Source organism: Stutzerimonas azotifigens, from assembly GCF_013522725.1.
Lineage (GTDB): Bacteria > Pseudomonadota > Gammaproteobacteria > Pseudomonadales > Pseudomonadaceae > Stutzerimonas > Stutzerimonas azotifigens_A.
The window spans coordinates 171,563-191,088 of the sequence record NZ_JAAMRF010000011.1; the positions used below are offsets into that span (position 1 = coordinate 171,563).

General features: G+C 58.6%; 15 protein-coding genes, 4 tRNA genes and 1 rRNA gene. All 20 read right to left on the bottom strand.

Going from position 1 to position 19,526, the window contains the following annotated elements; all coding sequences use genetic code 11:
* Nucleotides 1–16 precede the first annotated feature (16 nt).
* Complete coding sequence (gene fusA, locus G7026_RS19935) at nucleotides 17–2,119, bottom strand: elongation factor G (RefSeq protein WP_181072739.1); 2,103 nt, start codon at nucleotides 2,117–2,119, stop codon at nucleotides 17–19.
* A 33-nt stretch (nucleotides 2,120–2,152) separates the two neighbouring features.
* On the bottom strand, nucleotides 2,153–2,623 hold the full coding sequence (rpsG, locus tag G7026_RS19940; protein ID WP_181072741.1) for a 30S ribosomal protein S7: 471 nt from the start codon (nucleotides 2,621–2,623) through the stop codon (nucleotides 2,153–2,155).
* A gap of 98 nt (nucleotides 2,624–2,721) precedes the next feature.
* Nucleotides 2,722–3,093 carry a 30S ribosomal protein S12 gene (rpsL, locus tag G7026_RS19945; protein ID WP_003280832.1) on the bottom strand — a complete coding sequence of 124 codons (372 nt, stop codon included), beginning with the start codon at nucleotides 3,091–3,093 and terminating at the stop codon, nucleotides 2,722–2,724.
* A 132-nt stretch (nucleotides 3,094–3,225) separates the two neighbouring features.
* Nucleotides 3,226–7,425, bottom strand: a complete 4,200-nt coding sequence (gene rpoC, locus G7026_RS19950) for a DNA-directed RNA polymerase subunit beta' (protein ID WP_181072743.1) — start codon at nucleotides 7,423–7,425, stop codon at nucleotides 3,226–3,228.
* 65 nt (nucleotides 7,426–7,490) lie between these two features.
* Nucleotides 7,491–11,561 carry a DNA-directed RNA polymerase subunit beta gene (gene rpoB / locus G7026_RS19955; protein WP_181072745.1) on the bottom strand — a complete coding sequence of 1,357 codons (4,071 nt, stop codon included), beginning with the start codon at nucleotides 11,559–11,561 and terminating at the stop codon, nucleotides 7,491–7,493.
* Between the two features lie 215 nt (nucleotides 11,562–11,776).
* Nucleotides 11,777–12,145, bottom strand: a complete 369-nt coding sequence (gene rplL / locus G7026_RS19960; protein WP_181072747.1) for a 50S ribosomal protein L7/L12 — start codon at nucleotides 12,143–12,145, stop codon at nucleotides 11,777–11,779.
* 72 nt (nucleotides 12,146–12,217) lie between these two features.
* Nucleotides 12,218–12,718 (bottom strand): 50S ribosomal protein L10, encoded by a 501-nt coding sequence (gene rplJ, locus G7026_RS19965; RefSeq protein ID WP_138410388.1) that lies wholly within the window; start codon nucleotides 12,716–12,718, stop codon nucleotides 12,218–12,220.
* Nucleotides 12,719–12,923: 205 nt separating this feature from the next.
* On the bottom strand, nucleotides 12,924–13,619 hold the full coding sequence (gene rplA / locus G7026_RS19970) for a 50S ribosomal protein L1 (RefSeq protein WP_181072749.1): 696 nt from the start codon (nucleotides 13,617–13,619) through the stop codon (nucleotides 12,924–12,926).
* Entirely contained in the window at nucleotides 13,619–14,050 is a 432-nt protein-coding gene (gene rplK / locus G7026_RS19975; protein WP_041110223.1) for a 50S ribosomal protein L11, read from the bottom strand. The genes rplA and rplK overlap by 1 nt, the downstream gene beginning before the upstream one ends.
* A gap of 112 nt (nucleotides 14,051–14,162) precedes the next feature.
* Nucleotides 14,163–14,696, bottom strand: a complete 534-nt coding sequence (nusG, locus tag G7026_RS19980; RefSeq protein ID WP_181072751.1) for a transcription termination/antitermination protein NusG — start codon at nucleotides 14,694–14,696, stop codon at nucleotides 14,163–14,165.
* A 9-nt stretch (nucleotides 14,697–14,705) separates the two neighbouring features.
* Nucleotides 14,706–15,074 (bottom strand): preprotein translocase subunit SecE, encoded by a 369-nt coding sequence (secE, locus tag G7026_RS19985; protein ID WP_181072753.1) that lies wholly within the window; start codon nucleotides 15,072–15,074, stop codon nucleotides 14,706–14,708.
* A gap of 42 nt (nucleotides 15,075–15,116) precedes the next feature.
* A tRNA-Trp gene (locus G7026_RS19990) sits at nucleotides 15,117–15,192 on the bottom strand.
* Nucleotides 15,193–15,244: 52 nt separating this feature from the next.
* Entirely contained in the window at nucleotides 15,245–16,438 is a 1,194-nt protein-coding gene (tuf, locus tag G7026_RS19995) for an elongation factor Tu (RefSeq protein ID WP_181072737.1), read from the bottom strand.
* 84 nt (nucleotides 16,439–16,522) lie between these two features.
* Nucleotides 16,523–16,598: transfer RNA gene (locus tag G7026_RS20000), tRNA-Thr, on the bottom strand.
* Between the two features lie 24 nt (nucleotides 16,599–16,622).
* Nucleotides 16,623–16,696 (bottom strand) — tRNA-Gly (locus G7026_RS20005).
* A gap of 25 nt (nucleotides 16,697–16,721) precedes the next feature.
* Nucleotides 16,722–16,806, bottom strand: a tRNA-Tyr gene (locus tag G7026_RS20010).
* A 142-nt stretch (nucleotides 16,807–16,948) separates the two neighbouring features.
* Entirely contained in the window at nucleotides 16,949–17,629 is a 681-nt protein-coding gene (locus tag G7026_RS20015; RefSeq protein ID WP_181072755.1) for an SPOR domain-containing protein, read from the bottom strand.
* 10 nt (nucleotides 17,630–17,639) lie between these two features.
* Nucleotides 17,640–18,377 carry a type III pantothenate kinase gene (locus G7026_RS20020; protein ID WP_181072757.1) on the bottom strand — a complete coding sequence of 246 codons (738 nt, stop codon included), beginning with the start codon at nucleotides 18,375–18,377 and terminating at the stop codon, nucleotides 17,640–17,642.
* Nucleotides 18,367–19,329: a bifunctional biotin--[acetyl-CoA-carboxylase] ligase/biotin operon repressor BirA gene (gene birA / locus G7026_RS20025; RefSeq protein ID WP_181072759.1), complete on the bottom strand. Its 963-nt coding sequence runs from the start codon at nucleotides 19,327–19,329 to the stop codon at nucleotides 18,367–18,369. Before birA ends, G7026_RS20020 begins: the two co-directional genes overlap by 11 nt.
* A 120-nt stretch (nucleotides 19,330–19,449) precedes the next feature.
* Nucleotides 19,450–19,526, bottom strand: a 5S ribosomal RNA gene (rrf, locus tag G7026_RS22840); the annotation flags it as partial.

Here is a 19,526-nt window from a genome sequence, read left to right on the forward strand (position 1 = left end):
TACTTAAAGGGCTGAATCAACCTTGTTTTTTGACGATAGCTTCGACGATATTCGGCGGAGCCTCGGAGTATTTCGAGAATTCCATAGAGTAGCTCGCGCGACCCTGGGACATGGAGCGAACGTCGGTTGCGTAACCGAACATCTCACCCAGCGGAACCTCGGCGCGAATAACCTTGCCGGAGACCGTGTCTTCCATACCCTGGATCAGACCGCGACGACGGTTCAGGTCACCCATCACGTCGCCCATGTAATCCTCTGGCGTTACTACTTCCACCTTCATGATCGGCTCAAGCACAACCGCGCCACCCTTCTGGGACAGCTGCTTGGTCGCCATGGAGGCAGCAACCTTGAACGCCATCTCGTTGGAGTCGACGTCGTGGTAGGAGCCATCGAACACGGTGGCCTTCAGGCCGATGAGCGGATAGCCGGCAACGACGCCGTTCTTCATCTGCTCCTCGATGCCCTTCTGGATGGCAGGGATGTATTCCTTCGGAATCACACCACCGACCACTTCGTTGACGAACTGCAGACCTTCCTGGCCTTCGTCAGCAGGCGCAAAGCGCACCCAGCAATGACCAAACTGGCCACGACCACCGGACTGGCGAACGAACTTGCCTTCGATCTCGCAAGACTTGGTGATCTTCTCGCGGTACGAAACCTGCGGCTTGCCGATGTTTGCCTCGACGTTGAACTCGCGACGCATACGGTCAACGAGGATATCGAGGTGCAGCTCGCCCATACCGGAGATGATGGTCTGACCGGTTTCTTCATCGGTCTTGACGCGGAACGACGGGTCTTCCTGAGCCAACTTGCCCAGGGCGATGCCCATCTTTTCCTGGTCATCCTTGGTCTTAGGCTCGACGGCGACGGAAATGACCGGCTCCGGGAAATCCATACGAACCAGGATGATCGGCTTGTCCAGCGAGCACAGAGTGTCGCCGGTGGTGACGTCCTTCATACCGATCAGAGCGGCGATGTCGCCTGCGCGCACCTCCTTGATCTCTTCACGGCTGTTGGCGTGCATCTGCACCATACGACCAACGCGCTCTTTCTTGCCCTTGACCGAGTTCAGAACACCGTCACCGGAGTTCAATACGCCCGAGTAGACTCGAGCGAAGGTCAGAGTACCCACGAAGGGGTCGGTAGCGATCTTGAACGCCAGCGCCGAGAAAGGCTCGTCATCGTCAGCGTGACGCTCCATCTCGATGTTTTCGTCATCGACATCGGAACCCTTGATCGCCGGAATGTCCACCGGCGCCGGCAGGTAGTCGATGACCGCGTCGAGAACCAAGGGAACACCCTTGTTCTTGAACGACGAACCACAGACGGCCAGAACGATCTCGCCAGCGATGGTCCGCTGACGCAGAGCGGACTTAATTTCCGCAGTGGTCAGCTCTTCGCCTTCGAGGTACTTGTTCATCAGCTCTTCGGTCGCCTCGGCTGCCGCCTCGACCATATTGCTGCGCCATTCTTCAGCCAGCTCTTGAAGCTCGGCAGGGATCTCTTCCTCACGGAAGGTCATGCCCTTGTCTTCGTCGTTCCAGTAGATGGCCTTCATCTTGACCAGGTCGATCTGGCCCTGGAAGTTGTCTTCTGCGCCAATAGCGAGCTGAATCGGTACCGGAGTATGACCCAGACGCTGCTTGATCTGACCGATCACGCGCAGGAAGTTGGCACCGGCACGGTCCATCTTGTTGACGTAGACCAGACGCGGAACACCGTACTTGTTGGCCTGACGCCATACGGTTTCGGACTGAGGCTCGACGCCGGAGGTACCACAAAAGACCACGACAGCACCGTCGAGCACACGCAGCGAACGCTCTACTTCAATAGTGAAGTCAACGTGGCCGGGGGTATCGATGATATTGAAGCGATGCTTGTCGTACTGCTTCTCGGAGCCCTGCCAAAAGGCAGTGGTAGCAGCGGAGGTAATGGTGATACCCCGCTCCTGCTCCTGCACCATCCAGTCCATGGTCGCGGCGCCGTCATGCACCTCGCCCATCTTGTGGTTTACGCCGGTGTAAAAGAGGACGCGCTCGGTGGTAGTGGTCTTGCCAGCATCCACGTGAGCGACGATACCAATGTTACGGTAGCGGTTAATCGGAGTAGTACGAGCCAAAATAAAGGTCCTCGTGGGTGAGTAGCGCGAGTATTAGAAGCGGTAGTGCGAGAAGGCCTTGTTGGCTTCCGCCATGCGGTGCACGTCCTCACGCTTCTTGACTGCAGCGCCCTTGCCGTCGAAGGCGTCCATCAGCTCACCTGCAAGGCGCAGGGCCATGGATTTCTCGCCACGCTTACGCGCCGCGTCCACCAGCCAGCGCATGGCCAGGGCGTTGCGACGGGAAGGACGAACCTCGACCGGAACCTGGTAAGTCGCACCACCTACGCGGCGGGACTTCACTTCGACCAGCGGAGCGATGGCGTCGAGTGCTTTTTCGAAGATTTCCAGGGGATCGCTGTTCTTGCGGGTCTTGACGGTATCCAAGGCACCGTAAACGATGCGCTCGGCCACAGCCTTCTTGCCGCTTTCCATCACGTGGTTCATGAATTTGGCGAGGATCTGACTTCCGTACATCGGATCATCGAGGATCTCACGCTTGGCTGCTACACGACGTCTTGGCATTGATAAGCCCTCAAACGGTCTTCAGGTTAGCCCGGAACGGTAACGCTCGCGTTACGCCCGACCTTACTCTTATCGACTCAAATAAATAGAAATTCTGATTACTTCGGGCGCTTGGCGCCGTACTTCGAACGACCCTGCTTACGGTCTTTCACGCCGGAGGTATCCAGCGAGCCGCGCACAGTGTGGTAACGGACACCCGGAAGGTCCTTTACACGACCGCCACGGATCAGGACCACGCTGTGCTCCTGCAGGTTGTGACCTTCACCACCGATGTAGGACGCGACTTCGTAGCCGTTGGTCAGACGAACACGGCATACCTTACGCAGTGCAGAGTTCGGTTTTTTCGGCGTGGTGGTGTACACACGAGTGCACACGCCACGGCGTTGCGGGCAGTTCTGCAGCGCAGGGACGTCGCTCTTCTCGACGACGCGCTTGCGCGGCTGGCGTACCAGCTGGTTAATCGTTGCCATCTACTAGCTCCACTGTTGTCTTTCGACACAAACGAAAAATGGCAGGGCTGATGCCCCGCCAAATTAGGGGTACAAGAGTCTAAAGAGCTTCCTGTACCCCGTCAAGACAGGCCCCGCTTCCGAGGCCTGCGCTTAGCTGCTGCTCGAGTTGAGCGCCTCGGTCAGTGCCGCTTCGACCTCATCGGCACTCACACGAACCGGCTTGTCCAGCTCACGGCGACGCTTGCGCTCGCTGTGATAGGCCAGACCGGTACCGGCCGGGATCAGACGACCCACGACCACGTTTTCCTTCAGACCGCGCAGGTAATCGCGCTTGCCGGTAACCGCCGCCTCGGTGAGGACTCGAGTGGTCTCCTGGAACGACGCCGCGGAGATGAACGACTCGGTCGACAGCGATGCCTTGGTGATACCCAGCAGTACGCGATCGAACTTGGCCAGGAAGCGGTCCTCGGTGCTCAGACGCTCGTTTTCCTCGAGCACCTGGGTCAGTTCCATCTGGTCACCCTTGATGAAGCTCGAATCGCCAACTTCCGACACTTCGACCTTGCGCAGCATCTGCCGCAGGATGGTCTCGATGTGCTTGTCGTTGATCTTGACGCCCTGCAGGCGGTACACGTCCTGGATCTCGTTGACGATGTACTTGGCCAGCGCACTGACGCCCAGCAGACGCAGGATGTCGTGCGGGTTGCTCGGACCGTCCGAGATGACCTCGCCCTTGTTCACCTGCTCACCTTCGAAGACGTTCAGGTGACGCCACTTCGGAATCAGCTCCTCGTACGGATCGCTACCGTCCGTAGGCGTGATCACCAGGCGGCGCTTGCCCTTGGTTTCCTTGCCGAAGGAAATGGTGCCGCTGATTTCCGCCAGGATCGACGGCTCTTTCGGACGACGCGCCTCGAAGAGGTCGGCAACGCGCGGCAGACCACCGGTGATGTCGCGGGTCTTCGAGGTCTCTTGCGGGATACGTGCGATAACGTCACCCACATTGATCTCGGCGCCGTCAGCCACACCCACCAGTGCGTTGGCGGGCAGGAAGTACTGGGCCGGCACGTCGGTACCGGGCAACAGCAGCTCCTTGCCATTGGCGTCGACCATCTTGATGGCCGGGCGAATGTCCTTGCCCGAAGCCGGACGATCTTTCGGATCCATCACCTCGATGTTGGTCAGACCGGTCAGCTCGTCGGTCTGGCGCTTGATGGTGATGTTCTCCTCCATGCCGACGAAGGTCACGGTACCCTTCATTTCGGTCACGATCGGGTGAGTGTGCGGATCCCACTTGGCCACGACCGTACCGGCCTCGACCTTGTCGCCTTCCTTGATCGAAATCACCGCACCGTACGGCAGTTTGTAACGCTCACGCTCGCGGCCGAAGTCGTCCGCGACCGCCAGCTCACCGGAACGCGACACCGCTACCAGCGCACCATCGGCACGTTCGACGTGCTTGAGGTTATGCAGACGGATGGTACCGCCATTCTTCACCAGCACATTGTCGACAGCTGAGGTCCGGCTCGCCGCACCACCGATGTGGAACGTACGCATGGTCAGCTGGGTACCCGGCTCACCAATCGACTGCGCGGCAATCACACCCACCGCTTCGCCGATGTTGACCTGATGACCGCGGGCCAGATCGCGCCCGTAGCACTTGGCGCAGATGCCGTAACGGGTTTCGCAACTGATCGGCGAGCGGACGACCACTTCGTCGATACTATTGAGTTCGATGAAATCCACCCAGGTCTCGTCCACCAGGGTACCGGCGGGCACGATGACCTCGTCGGTGCCGGGCTTGAGCACGTCACGAGCGATCACACGACCCAGAACACGCTCACCCAGCGGCTCGACCACGTCGCCGCCTTCGATGTGCGGCGTCATGAACAGACCCTGCTCGGTGCCGCAATCGACCTCGGTCACGACCAGATCTTGCGCCACGTCGACCAGGCGACGCGTCAGGTAACCGGAGTTCGCGGTCTTCAGTGCGGTATCCGCCAGACCTTTCCGTGCACCGTGAGTCGAAATGAAGTACTGAAGTACGTTCAGACCTTCGCGGAAGTTCGCGGTGATCGGCGTCTCGATGATCGAGCCATCCGGCTTGGCCATCAGACCGCGCATACCGGCGAGCTGGCGAATCTGGGCGGCAGAACCCCGCGCACCCGAGTCGGCCATCATGTACATGGAGTTGAAGGACTCCTGATCGACTTCCTTGCCCTCGCGATCGATGACCTTCTCCTTGGAGAGGTTCGACATCATCGCCTTGGACACTTCGTCGTTGGCCTTCGACCAGAGGTCGATCACCTTGTTGTACTTCTCACCCTGGGTAACCAGGCCGGAGGCGTACTGGCTTTCGATCTCCTTCACTTCCTCGGTGGCGGCGTCGATGATGCGCGCCTTCTCGTCAGGGATAACGAAGTCGTTCACGCCGATCGATACGCCCGAGATCGTCGAATAGGCGAAACCGGTGTACATCAGCTGGTCGGCGAAGATGACGGTGTCCTTCAGGCCAACCGTGCGGTAGCACTGGTTGATCAGCTTGGAAATCGCCTTTTTCTTCATCGGCTGGTTGACCACGTCGAACGACAGGCCTGCCGGCACGACCTGGAACAGCAGCGCACGGCCAACAGTGGTGTCGACGATACGGGTGTTGTGGGTAACGCTGCCGTCACGATCCTTGATGGTCTCGTTGATGCGTACCTTCACCCGAGCGTGCAGTGCCGCTTCACCGGCGCGGAACACGCGATCGACTTCCTGCAGGTCGGCAAATACGCGACCTTCGCCTTTGGCATTGATGGCTTCGCGGGTCATGTAGTACAGACCCAGGACCACGTCCTGCGACGGTACGATGATCGGCTCGCCGTTGGCGGGCGACAGGATGTTGTTGGTCGACATCATCAGCGCACGCGCTTCGAGCTGGGCTTCCAGCGTCAGCGGTACGTGTACGGCCATCTGGTCACCGTCGAAGTCGGCGTTGTACGCGGCGCAGACCAGCGGATGCAGCTGAATCGCCTTGCCTTCGATCAGGACCGGCTCGAACGCCTGGATACCCAGACGGTGCAGCGTCGGCGCCCGGTTGAGCAGCACGGGATGTTCGCGGATGACTTCTGCGAGCACGTCCCATACCTCGGGCAGCTCGCGCTCGACCATCTTCTTGGCAGCCTTGATGGTGGTCGCCATGCCACGCATTTCCAGCTTGCCGAAGATGAACGGTTTGAACAGCTCGAGCGCCATCTTCTTTGGCAGGCCGCACTGGTGCAGACGCAGGGTCGGGCCCACGGTGATAACCGAACGACCGGAATAGTCCACGCGCTTGCCGAGCAGGTTCTGACGGAAACGACCCTGCTTACCCTTGATCATGTCGGCCAGGGACTTGAGCGGGCGCTTGTTCGAACCGGTGATGGCACGGCCACGACGGCCGTTGTCCAGCAGCGCATCGACCGCTTCCTGCAGCATGCGCTTTTCGTTGCGCACGATGATGTCCGGCGCCGACAGGTCGAGCAGGCGCTTGAGGCGGTTGTTACGGTTGATCACGCGGCGATACAGATCGTTCAGATCGGAGGTCGCGAAGCGGCCGCCATCGAGCGGAACCAGCGGACGCAGATCCGGCGGCAGCACTGGCAGTACGGTCAGAACCATCCACTCCGGCAGGTTGCCCGAACCGTAGAAGGCCTCCATCAGCTTCAGTCGCTTGGAAAGCTTCTTGATCTTGGTTTCCGAATTGGTCTGCGGGATTTCCTCGCGCAGGCGGCCAATTTCGTGCTCCAGATCGATCTGATTCAGCAGCTCGCGAACGGCCTCGGCACCCATACGGGCATCGAAGTCGTCGCCGAACTCTTCGAGGGCTTCGAAGTACTGCTCATCGTTGAGCAGCTGGCCTTTTTCCAGCGTGGTCATACCCGGATCGATGACGACATAGCTCTCGAAATAGAGCACGCGCTCGATGTCGCGCAGGGTCATGTCCAGCAACAGGCCGATACGACTTGGCAGCGACTTCAGGAACCAGATGTGGGCGACGGGCGATGCCAGCTCGATGTGAGCCATGCGCTCACGACGCACCTTGGCCAGCGCAACTTCCACGCCGCACTTCTCACAGATCACGCCACGATGCTTGAGGCGCTTGTACTTGCCGCACAGGCACTCGTAGTCCTTAACCGGGCCAAAGATCTTGGCGCAGAACAGACCATCACGCTCAGGCTTGAAGGTACGGTAGTTGATGGTCTCGGGCTTTTTAACTTCACCAAAAGACCACGAACGGATCATTTCCGGCGAAGCCAGACCGATACGGATCGCATCGAACTCTTCAACCTGACCCTGGTTTTTCAACAGATTCAGCAAGTCTTTCAAGGCCTTTCCTCCTCACGGACCTGCGGCGACCGGTTTCTGACCGGGCGCCGCATAGGCGGTGCGTGTTATTCGGTTTCCAGTTCGATGTCGATACCCAACGAGCGGATCTCTTTGATCAGCACGTTGAAGGATTCCGGCATGCCGGCTTCCATGCGGTGATCGCCGTCCACGATGTTCTTGTACATCTTGGTCCGGCCGTTCACGTCGTCCGACTTCACGGTCAGCATTTCCTGCAGGGTGTAGGCCGCGCCATAGGCTTCCAGCGCCCAGACCTCCATCTCCCCGAAACGCTGGCCACCGAACTGCGCCTTGCCGCCCAACGGCTGCTGGGTAACCAGGCTGTAGGAACCGGTGGAACGCGCGTGCATCTTGTCATCGACCAGGTGGTTCAGCTTGAGCATGTACATGTAGCCGACGGTGGTCGGGCGCTCGAACTGATTACCGGTACGGCCGTCGATCAAGCGCATCTGACCGCTCTCGGGCAGATCGGCAAGCTTCAACATGGCCTTGATCTCGGTTTCCTTGGCACCGTCGAACACCGCGGTAGCCATCGGCACGCCGCCCTTGAGGTTCTTCGCCAGCTCGAGGATCTCGTTATCGGAGAACTCGTCGAGGTTTTCCTGACGACCACCGATCTCGTTGTAGATCTCCTGCAGGAACTTGCGCAGCTCGGCGATCTTGCGCTGCTCTTCGAGCATGCGATTGATCTTCTCGCCCAGCCCCTTGGCCGCGAGGCCCAGGTGGGTTTCGAGGATCTGACCGACGTTCATACGCGACGGTACGCCCAGCGGGTTCAGTACGATGTCGACCGGCGTGCCATTGGCGTCATGAGGCATATCTTCGACCGGCATGATCACCGAGACAACACCCTTGTTACCGTGACGACCGGCCATCTTGTCGCCCGGCTGAATGCGGCGCTTGATCGCCAGATACACCTTGACGATCTTCAGCACGCCTGGAGCCAGGTCATCGCCCTGCTGCAGTTTGCGCTTCTTGTCTTCGAACTTGTCGTCGAGCATCAGGCGGCGGTCGGACAGATAGGCCTGGGCCTTTTCCAACTGCTCGTTGAGCGGGTCTTCAGCCATACGCAGCTTGAACCACTGACCATGCTCGAGGCCATCGAGGAACTCGTCGGTGATGACGGTACCCTTTTTCAGGCCTGCACCACCTTCAGCCGTCGCGCCGACCAGAGCCGAACGCAGACGCTCGAAGGTCGCGCCTTCAACGATACGGAACTCCTCGTTGAGGTCCTTGCGGATCTCGTCGAGCTGCATTTTCTCGATCGCCAGCGCGCGGGTATCACGCTCCACGCCGTCACGGGTGAAGACCTGGACGTCGATGACCGTGCCTTTGGTGCCGGTCGGAACGCGCAGGGACGTATCCTTCACGTCGCTGGCCTTCTCGCCGAAGATCGCCCGCAGCAGTTTCTCTTCGGGGGTCAGCTGGGTTTCACCTTTCGGCGTGACCTTGCCAACCAGAATGTCGCCGGCGCCGACTTCAGCACCCACGTACACGATGCCCGCCTCGTCCAGCTTGTTCAGCGCGGCTTCGCCCACGTTGGGGATATCCGCAGTGATTTCCTCTGGGCCAAGCTTCGTGTCGCGCGAAACGCAGGTCAGTTCCTGGATATGGATCGTGGTGAAGCGATCCTCCTGAACCACACGCTCCGACAGCAGGATGGAGTCTTCGAAGTTGTAACCGTTCCAGGGCATGAACGCGACGCGCATGTTCTGCCCGAGCGCAAGCTCGCCCATGTCAGTGGACGGACCATCGGCCATGATGTCACCGCGCGCCACCACGTCACCCTTGTTCACCAGCGGACGCTGATTGATGCAGGTGTTCTGGTTGGAGCGGGTGTACTTGGTGAGGTTATAGATGTCGACACCCGCCTCACCGGTCTCGACTTCCGCATCATTGACGCGCACCACGATACGGCTGGCATCGACCGAGTCGATGACGCCGCCACGACGGGCCACGACGCAAACACCGGAGTCGCGCGCAACGTTGCGCTCCATACCGGTACCCACCAGCGGCTTGTCCGAACGCAGGGTCGGTACGGCCTGACGCTGCATGTTCGAACCCATCAGGGCGCGGTTGGCGTCGTCGTGCTCGAGGAACGGAATCAACGAAGCGGCAACGGACACGACCTGCTTGGGCGATACGTCCATCAGCGTGACGTCTTCCGGCGCCTTGACGGTGAATTCGTTCTGATGACGCACGGCCACCAGCTCGTCGACCAGTTTGCGGCCTTCGAGCTTGGCGCTGGCCTGGGCGATCACATGGTCGGCTTCTTCGATCGCGGACAGGAACACGATGTCGTCGGTGACTTCACCATCCTTGACCACACGGTACGGGCTCTCGAGGAAGCCGTACTGGTTGGTGCGAGCGTAGGCGGCCAGCGAGTTGATCAGACCGATGTTCGGACCTTCAGGCGTTTCGATCGGACACACGCGACCGTAGTGGGTCGGGTGTACGTCGCGCACTTCGAAGCCTGCGCGCTCACGAGTCAGACCGCCCGGGCCGAGTGCAGAGACGCGGCGCTTGTGGGTGATCTCCGAAAGCGGGTTGTTCTGGTCCATGAACTGCGAGAGCTGGCTGGAACCGAAGAACTCCTTCACCGCCGCCGCTACCGGCTTGGCGTTGATCAGATCCTGCGGCATCAGGCCTTCGCTTTCGGCCATCGACAGGCGTTCCTTGACCGCGCGCTCGACGCGAACCAGACCTACGCGGAACTGGTTTTCGGCCATCTCGCCAACACAGCGTACGCGGCGGTTGCCGAGGTGGTCGATGTCGTCCACAACGCCCTTGCCGTTACGGATATCGACGAGGGTCTTGAGGACCGCGACGATGTCTTCGCGCGACAGCACGCCTGGGCCTTCGATTTCGCTGCGCCCGATACGGCGGTTGAACTTCATCCGGCCGACGGCAGACAGGTCGTAACGCTCGGCGCTGAAGAACAGGTTGTTGAACAGCGTTTCAGCGGCGTCCTTGGTTGGCGGCTCGCCGGGACGCATCATGCGATAGATCTCGACCAGCGCTTCCAGCTGATTGGCAGTCGAGTCGATCTTCAGCGTGTCGGAGATGAACGGACCGCAGTCGATGTCGTTGGTGTACAGCGTCTCGAAGCGTACAACCTGGGCCTTGACGATCTTGGCCAGCACTTCGACAGTCAGCTCGGTGTTGCACTCGGCGATGATTTCGCCGGTAGCCGGGTGCACGATCGCCTTCGCGGTGGTGCGACCGAGCACATAGTCCATCGGCATTTCCAGCTCTTTGATGCCGGACTTGTCGAGCTGATTGATGTGACGGGCAGTGATGCGGCGGCCCTGCTCGACGATGACCTTGCCGTTTTCGTCCTTGATGTCGAAGGTCGCAATCTCACCGCGCAGGCGCTGGGGTACCAGCTCAAGCGACAGGGACTCACCCTTCACATGGAAGACGTTGGTGTCATAGAAGGCGTCGAGGATTTCCTCGGTTGCATAGCCAAGCGCGCGCAACAATACCGACGCGGGGAGTTTGCGGCGACGGTCGATACGAACGAAGACGGCGTCCTTCGGATCGAATTCGAAGTCCAGCCACGAACCGCGGTAAGGAATGATACGCGCGGAATACAGCAGCTTGCCCGAGCTGTGGGTCTTGCCACGGTCGTGGTCGAAGAACACGCCAGGCGAACGGTGCAGCTGGGAAACGATGACCCGCTCGGTACCGTTGATGATGAAGGTACCGTTCTCTGTCATCAGGGGGATTTCCCCCATGTAGACTTCCTGCTCCTTGATGTCCTTGATCGCTTTGTTCGACGATTCTTTGTCGAAAATGATCAGACGCACTTTCACCCGCAGCGGAACCGCGAAGGTCACGCCGCGCAGCACGCATTCCTTGACATCGAATGCCGGATCGCCGAGACGATAGCCGACGTATTCCAGCGCTGCATTGCCGGAATAGCTAATAATCGGGAAAACGGATTTGAAGGCCGCATGCAAGCCGACGTCGCGGAACTGATCTTTGGTCGCTCCCGCCTGCAGGAATTCGCGATACGAATCCAGCTGGATGGCCAAAAGATACGGCACATCCATCACGTGCGGTAACTTGCTAAAGTCCTTGCGGATACGTTTTTTCTCAGTGTATGAGTAAGCCATCAGCGTTCCCCAGCTTGGTCACCTGCTTGTTTGGCCTCCCCCGGCGGGAGTGGCCAGAAAATCGTGCGAATCCAGTGATCCGCGGCACCCAGTGGGTGCTTGCTCCGCCATCAGACATACCGACAGGCTGCCTATAACGGAAAAAGGCCGGTGGCAAAAGCCACCAGCCATCAGCCTTATGCGAGTCGCTTAGGCTGTAGACGCAAGGTCGTCGCTTACTTGAGCTCGACTTTGGCGCCTGCTTCTTCCAGGGCTTTCTTGGCTGCTTCGGCCTCGTCCTTGGATACGCCTTCTTTGACCACGCCTGGGGCGCCGTCAACAACTGCCTTGGCTTCCTTCAGACCCAGACCGGTCAGCTCGCGAACGGCCTTGATCACGTTCACCTTCTTCTCGCCAGCTTCAGCCAGCACGACGGTGAATTCGGTCTGCTCTTCAACTACGGCAGCGGCAGCGGCAGGGCCAGCAGCAGCGGCAGCAGCGGCGGTAACGCCAAACTTCTCTTCCATCGCCTTGATCAGTTCAACGATCTGCATGACGGACATTTCGGATACGGCGTTGATGATATCTTCGTTGGTCAGAGCCATGACTCTAGTTCCTGTAAGGTAGGGACGGCCTGCGGCCATCAAAAATCAAAAAGTGAAAAGCGGTACTGCGCCTTAGGCGGCAGCGGCCTCTTTCTGGTCGCGAACGGCTGCCAGAGTACGAGCCAGCTTGCTGGTAGCGCCCTGAATCACGCTCATCAGCTGAGATACGGCTTCGTCGTAAGTCGGCAGAGTTGCCAGCACGTCGATCTGGTTGGCTGCAATGAGCTGACCTTCGAACGCAGCGGCCTTGATCTCGAACTTGTCCTGACCCTTGGAGAATTCCTTGAAGATACGAGCAGCAGCGCCCGGATGTTCATTGGAAAACGCAATCAGGGTCGGGCCTTTGAACGCATCGTTGAGGACATCGAACTGAGTGCCCTCAACGGCGCGGCGCAGCAGGGTGTTACGTACGACACGTACATACACACCAGCCTCGCGGGCCTCTTTACGGAGTCCGGTCATGGCCCCTACGGTCACGCCACGGGCATCAGCCACGACAGCGGACAGGGCAGACTTGGCAGCCTCGTTGACTTCAGCGACGATGGCCTTCTTGTCTTCGAGTTTGATTGCCACGGGATTTACTCCTGGATGTTACCGGTACATCCGGCCGAAACCGGACGGTTATTGGTGTCTGATTCGGTAAGAATCGGGAGCACCTCTGCGTAGGCTGTCGAAGATCGCTCCCCGGGTTTAAGGCTTGCGCCGCCTACGGTCTTGGATAGCCCCCGCCAGGCAGGGACCCCAAACTAGCTGGCCTGCCGAAGCAGGCCTTTATTCCTTACGCCTCGAGGGACGCCTGATCGATGACCAGACCAGGACCCATCGTGGTGCTCAGGGTTACGCGCTTGACGTAGATACCCTTGGAAGTCGACGGCTTCAGACGCTTGAGGTCCGACAGCAAGGCTTCGACGTTCTGCTTGAGCTGACCGGCCTCAAAGCCGACCTTGCCAACGGAGGTGTGGATGATGCCGTTCTTGTCGGTCCGGAAACGCACCTGACCAGCCTTGGCATTTTTCACTGCAGTGGCAACGTCTGGCGTTACGGTGCCGACCTTCGGGTTCGGCATCAAACCGCGCGGACCAAGAATCTGACCCAGCTGACCGACGACACGCATCGCATCCGGAGAAGCGATCACGACGTCATAGTTCAGATCGCCACCTTTCATTTCGGCAGCCAGCTCGTCCATCCCGACGCGATCTGCGCCAGCGGCCAGAGCGGCCTCGGCAGCAGGGCCCTGAGTGAACACGGCGACACGTACGGACTTGCCAGTACCGTTCGGCAGAACTGTAGCACCACGAACGACCTGGTCGGATTTACGCGGATCAACACCAAGGTTGATAGCGATATCGAAGGACTCAGTGAACTTTACTGCAGAGATCTGTGCCAACAACGTGGCGGCTTCTTCGAAGCCATACTGCTTGCCGGCTTCTACTTTCTCGGCAATCGCCTTTTGGCGCTTGGTCAACTTAGCCATTACACACCCTCCACGTTCAGGCCCATGCTGCGCGCGGAGCCGGCGATGGTACGCACGGCAGCCTCGAGATCAGCAGCGGTAAGATCAGCATTCTTGGTCTTCGCGATCTCTTCGAGCTGAGCGCGAGTGACGGTGCCAACCTTCTGGGTGTTGGGGCGAGCAGAACCACTGGTGATGCCGGCTGCTTTCTTCAGCAGAACGGCAGCAGGCGTGCTCTTGGTCTCGAACGTGAAGCTACGATCACTGTATACAGTGATGATCACGGGAGTCGGCAGACCAGGCTCTTGGCCCTGGGTACGAGCGTTGAACGCCTTGCAGAACTCCATGATGTTCACGCCGTGCTGACCCAGCGCAGGACCAACAGGCGGCGACGGATTGGCCTGACCGGCCTTAACCTGAAGCTTGATATAAGCTTGAATCTTCTTAGCCATAGCTACTCCGTTATGGGTGATAGCGCCTTTCGGCTCCCCAGCTTTATCTATTTATCCCAGCGACAACAAAACCCCGCAGCAAACAGCTGCGGGGTGTGGGATGCCTTCCCAACTAGGCCTTTTCGACCTGGCTGAACTCCAATTCAACCGGAGTTGAACGACCGAAAATGAGCACGGCCACTTGAATCCGGCTCTTCTCGTAATTGACCTCTTCGACGACACCATTGAAGTCAGCGAACGGACCGTCGGTAACCCGCACGACCTCGCCCGGCTCGAACAGTGTCTTGGGCTTGGGCTTATCACCGCTATCGGCAACCCGGCGCAAAATCGCCTCGGCCTCTTTATCGGTAATCGGAGCAGGCTTGTCGGCCGTACCCCCGATAAAGCCCATAACACGAGGCGTATCCTTGACCAAGTGCCAAGTGCCCTCGTTCATATCCATCTGCACAAGCACGTAACCCGGAAAGAACTTGCGCTCACTCTTGCGCTTCTGACCGTTACGCATCTCGACCACTTCTTCAGTGGGAACGAGGATCTCGCCGAACTCTTCTTCCATTCCGGCAAGCTTGACGCGCTCAATCAATGAACGCATCACATGCTTCTCGTAACCCGAGTAAGCATGCACGACATACCAGCGCTTAGCCACGAGTCACCCTTAACCTACAACCATAGAAACCAGCCAACCGAGCAGGGTATCTAGCCCCCACAACAGCAGCGCCATCACCAGCACGACAGCCACGACGATGAGCGTGGTCTGCGTAGTTTCCTGGCGGGTCGGCCAAACGACCTTACGGATCTCGACACGCGCCTCCTTCGCCAACGCGAAGAACGAACGCCCTTTTGCGGTCTGCAGAGCAATCAGCGCAGCAATCACTGCAATAACCAGCAGCGCCATAACCCTGTAGAGGATCGGCTCAGCCGAGTAATACTGATTACCCACGACAGCGACGACTACCAAAGCAGCCACAACCAGCCACTTCACCAGATCGAAGCGCGAGCCCGTGACTTCTGCCTTGATATTCATCTGCGAGAACCCTGTAAAGACTGCCAGTTTCGATATTGAAAATGGCAGGCCAGGAGGGAATCGAACCCCCAACCTGCGGTTTTGGAGACCGCCGCTCTGCCAATTGAGCTACTGGCCTATAAAGAGTCAGGCCGACCATTATGCCGGCCTGAACAGATCAGATCAATCGATTACTCGAAGATCTTGGCAACCACGCCGGCACCAACGGTACGGCCACCTTCGCGAATCGCGAAGCGCAGACCGTCTTCCATGGCGATCGGAGCGATCAGGGTGACAACCATTTTCACGTTGTCGCCCGGCATTACCATCTCGACGCCTTCCGGCAGTTCGCAGTTACCGGTCACGTCAGTGGTACGGAAGTAGAACTGCGGACGGTAGCCTTTGAAGAACGGAGTGTGACGACCGCCTTCTTCCTTGCTCAGCACGTACACTTCAGCTTCGAACTTGGTGTGCGGCTTGATGGTGCCCGGCTTGGCCAGAACCTGGCCACGCTCGACATCTTCACGCTTGGTGCCGCGCAGCAGGATACCGACGTTCTCACCGGCACGACCTTCGTCGAGCAGCTTGCGGAACATTTCGACACCGGTGCAGGTGGTCTTGGTCGTGGCACGGATACCAACGATTTCGACTTCTTCCTGAACCTTGACGATGCCGCGCTCGACGCGACCGGTTACCACGGTGCCGCGACCGGAGATCGAGAACACGTCTTCGATCGGCATCAGGAACGGCTGATCAACAGCACGCACCGGCTCAGGGATGTACGAGTCCAGGGTTTCTACCAGCTTGCGCACAGCGGAAACACCAATCTCGTTGTCATCTTTGCCTTCGAGCGCCATCAGCGCCGAACCGATAACGATCGGGGTGTCGTCGCCCGGGAAGTCGTAGGTGGAAAGCAGGTCACGCACTTCCATCTCGACCAGTTCCAGCAGCTCGGCGTCGTCAACCATGTCGGCCTTGTTCAGGAACACGACGATGTAAGGAACGCCTACCTGACGCGACAGCAGGATGTGTTCGCGAGTCTGCGGCATCGGGCCGTCAGCGGCCGAGCACACCAGGATCGCGCCGTCCATCTGGGCAGCACCAGTGATCATGTTCTTCACATAGTCAGCGTGACCCGGGCAGTCTACGTGCGCGTAGTGACGGATGGCGGAATCGTATTCAACGTGGGAGGTGTTGATGGTGATACCGCGAGCCTTCTCTTCCGGCGCGTTGTCGATCTGCGAGAAATCGCGAGCAGAACCGCCCCACGTCTCAGCACAAACCTTGGTCAGCGCAGCGGTCAGCGTGGTCTTGCCATGGTCAACGTGACCAATGGTGCCGACGTTCACGTGCGGTTTGTTACGTTCGAATTTTTCTTTAGCCATCGAGACCGTCTCCCATCGTTGAATTGAGCTAGTCACGCCACCATTAAAACAAAGGCAGATATCAAGATATCTGCCTTTGTAGTTTGGAGCTCATGAGCGGAATCGAACCGCTGACCTCACCCTTACCAAGGGTGTGCTCTACCAGCTGAGCTACATGAGCGAAGCCTTCGCATAACATCGAACCTGGAGCGGGTAGCGGGAATCGAACCCGCATCATCAGCTTGGAAGGCTGAGGTTCTACCACTGAACTATACCCGCGGAGGCTGAAGCTCACGCTTTAATCTGGTGGAGGGGGAAGGATTCGAACCTTCGAAGTCGATGACGTCAGATTTACAGTCTGATCCCTTTGGCCGCTCGGGAACCCCTCCAAAAGGAGGCGGCATTTTCATTGCCAGCCACCTAGCTGTCAAGCTTTTTCTCAGTAAAAACTTGAGGTTAGCTTTTAACGACAGCACTCTGCAGGCTCATCAAAAATCATGACACCGCAAAGCGGGCGCCATTCTATGCAAACTATTCCGAGGTTGCAACGCTTTCGCAGGGCATTTGACGATGCTGCAGTGTCGTCATGTCTCGGGTCAAATTGGCAAGCAGGCCGTCATCGACCAAGTGCCTACTTTGGGCAGCGACACGCACCCAATATTTCCGATGAACCCGCGGAAGTTCTCTTATCTGAGGCTCGTAATCGACCTCGCGCAAACGGCTGATTACGCCCTCGGCCGAATCGCGCCGCGAAAAAATACCGAGCGATATTCCATTGGCGAGATCGCCGACCGTAATGATGTAGCTGTCGATATTTCGCGACTGCAGCTCTCTGAGTTGGCGCAGGGACGCCTGCCTGGACGATAAAGGCGGCAGATACACCCAATAATCGACACCCGCCGCGGCATCAACGGATTGCACATTCGACTGAATATCGAGACTCAGTAAACGCTGCTCCACGACCAGAGCAGAGGCCTCTTGATCAAACCCACCAAGAAACAGGCAGACATTGCGCTCTTGCGCCGGCACTTCGGCAGCCGGCACCTCTCGACGCGCTGGCGCAGGCGCCTCACTCAGCAGCCTGATGGCCTGCTGCTGAGACCGATAGGCCTCAGTCGAGGCGACCTCCTTGACCCTCGCAGGCGCCTGCTGCTGATGCCAGACAAAGAAAAACAGATTCAGGACAAGCAACAACAGGAAAAGCCAACGCATCGTAACCTCATCAAGGACAAGCGATTGCCAAGCCGCGAAACACCAGGTCGGGTATGCAGGTTACTCCAGGGAGATCCGAAACCAATGCCGCATCTCCGCCAGTAGCGTATACATCAAAGGCATTACCCAAGCGTGCCGAAGCCTCATCCAATTGAGCACCGATATAGCTGCGCACCATTAACAGACATCCCGCCTCGACCGCCTGGGCCGTGGAACGGCCCGGGGATACGTCACTAAGCACGCTTTCTGCCGGCCCCTCATATCGAATACGCCGGGTGTGGCCAAATAGCTGATCTCGCATCAAGGGAATCCCGGGAGTAATGAACCCGCCCAGATGTCGCCCGTCAATCGCGATCAGATCAACCGTAATGGCAGTCCCCAGATCGAATACCAGGCAGGCGCGACGCCTCAGGCTGAAAGCTGCGACCATTGCGAGCCAGCGATCAAGACCCAGCCGCTCCGGCTCAAGATAACCGTTGGTTACACCACCCAGAGTGGTTGCGGGCATCGCCCGCAGCACCTCCACCCCTAGCTCGGAGGAAACACGCAGCGCTATCGCATCCGTTTCACTATCGGACCGGACACTGACCAACCTACATTTTTCTAACCCGCACTTTGCGCTTGTATCGACCTGATCGAGCAGCTGGCCGATATCAACTGCGCGGCCGTCTATCGGGGCAAGGGCGGCAATTGGCGGCACAAGGCGCCACTTTATATAACTATTGCCACAGTCCAGCTCAAGAATCATCCCGAAGCCTCAGGCGCAGTTCACCGCCGCTAAAGGTACGCTCACTCCCGTCGACCAAGAGTCGTAGGCAGCCATCGGCATCCACGCCAAGGATCTCGCCCACTATCTCGCGATCTCCCGCACTCAGGCTGGCAACAAGACCATGCCATATATGGTTCGCCTCCCACTCGAGCCTCAAGCTTGCAAACCCCTCAACCTCGTGCCGATGCAGATATCCGCGAAGCGATTCGCTCAACACCAGGAGCAGTTGATTGCGATCAATCCCCTTACCCAGTTCATTTCTGAGCGAGGTCCAGGGCTGATCGATAGCCGAATTGGCCGCACTCATATTGCAATTGATCCCTATACCGATGACGACATGGCACTCACCGGCCGGGTCTCCGGTAAGCTCCAGAAGAATCCCCGCAATCTTGCGACCGCTCGCGTACACGTCGTTCGGCCATTTCAAACCGACATCCGGCACACCAAGCCGATGCAATGCATCACGCACCGCTAAGCCGATCACCAGACTCATACCGGCCAATTGATGAGGTCCGTTATGTATCGTGATACCCAGACTGTAATAGAGATTCTGCCCGGCCGGGCTGATCCAGGCTCGCCCGCGCCGCCCTCTTCCACCGGTTTGCCGCTCGGAAAGCACGACGAAGGGCGCCTCTATCCCTTGTCCGAGAAGCCGAAGTGCTTCGCTGTTGGTGGAGTCCACCACATCATGCAGATGCAACGTCCAGCCGATATCCTTGAGGGTGGAGGCTAGGCGCTCACGATCGTATGGAACGAATGGATCGATCAGCCGATAACCGCGCCCCTGGACCTTATGGATGCGCAAATCGAATTCTTTTTCGATCCGCTGCAACTGCTTCCAGACAGAACTGCGACTGATGCCAAGCGCCTCGCCAAGTGCCTGCCCGGAGTGGAAGCGCCCATCCTGCAGTAGTGCCAATAACTTGCTCAATGTCGACCCTCTCGCCAGGCACAAATGATAGCGATCCGCGTCATCAGTGCCTAGAAAGGCTTATCGCGCGCAAAGACAAACCCCCAACCCGATTGCTCGGATTGGGGGTTTGGGATAGAAGCTTGACGATGACCTACTCTCACATGGGGAAACCCCACACTACCATCGGCGATGCGTCGTTTCACTACTGAGTTCGG

Coding starts and splice junctions, on each gene's coding strand:
- rplK (WP_041110223.1), bottom strand. CDS start 14,050: ATGGCTAAGAAGATTCAAGCTTATATCAAGCTTCAGGTTAAGGCCGGT.
- rpoB (WP_181072745.1), bottom strand. CDS start 11,561: ATGGCTTACTCATACACTGAGAAAAAACGTATCCGCAAGGACTTTAGC.
- rpsG (WP_181072741.1), bottom strand. CDS start 2,623: ATGCCAAGACGTCGTGTAGCAGCCAAGCGTGAGATCCTCGATGATCCG.
- rplL (WP_181072747.1), bottom strand. CDS start 12,145: ATGGCTCTGACCAACGAAGATATCATCAACGCCGTATCCGAAATGTCC.
- G7026_RS20020 (WP_181072757.1), bottom strand. CDS start 18,377: ATGATTCTTGAGCTGGACTGTGGCAATAGTTATATAAAGTGGCGCCTT.
- G7026_RS20015 (WP_181072755.1), bottom strand. CDS start 17,629: ATGCGTTGGCTTTTCCTGTTGTTGCTTGTCCTGAATCTGTTTTTCTTT.
- rpsL (WP_003280832.1), bottom strand. CDS start 3,093: ATGGCAACGATTAACCAGCTGGTACGCCAGCCGCGCAAGCGCGTCGTC.
- tuf (WP_181072737.1), bottom strand. CDS start 16,438: ATGGCTAAAGAAAAATTCGAACGTAACAAACCGCACGTGAACGTCGGC.
- rplA (WP_181072749.1), bottom strand. CDS start 13,619: ATGGCTAAGTTGACCAAGCGCCAAAAGGCGATTGCCGAGAAAGTAGAA.
- secE (WP_181072753.1), bottom strand. CDS start 15,074: ATGAATATCAAGGCAGAAGTCACGGGCTCGCGCTTCGATCTGGTGAAG.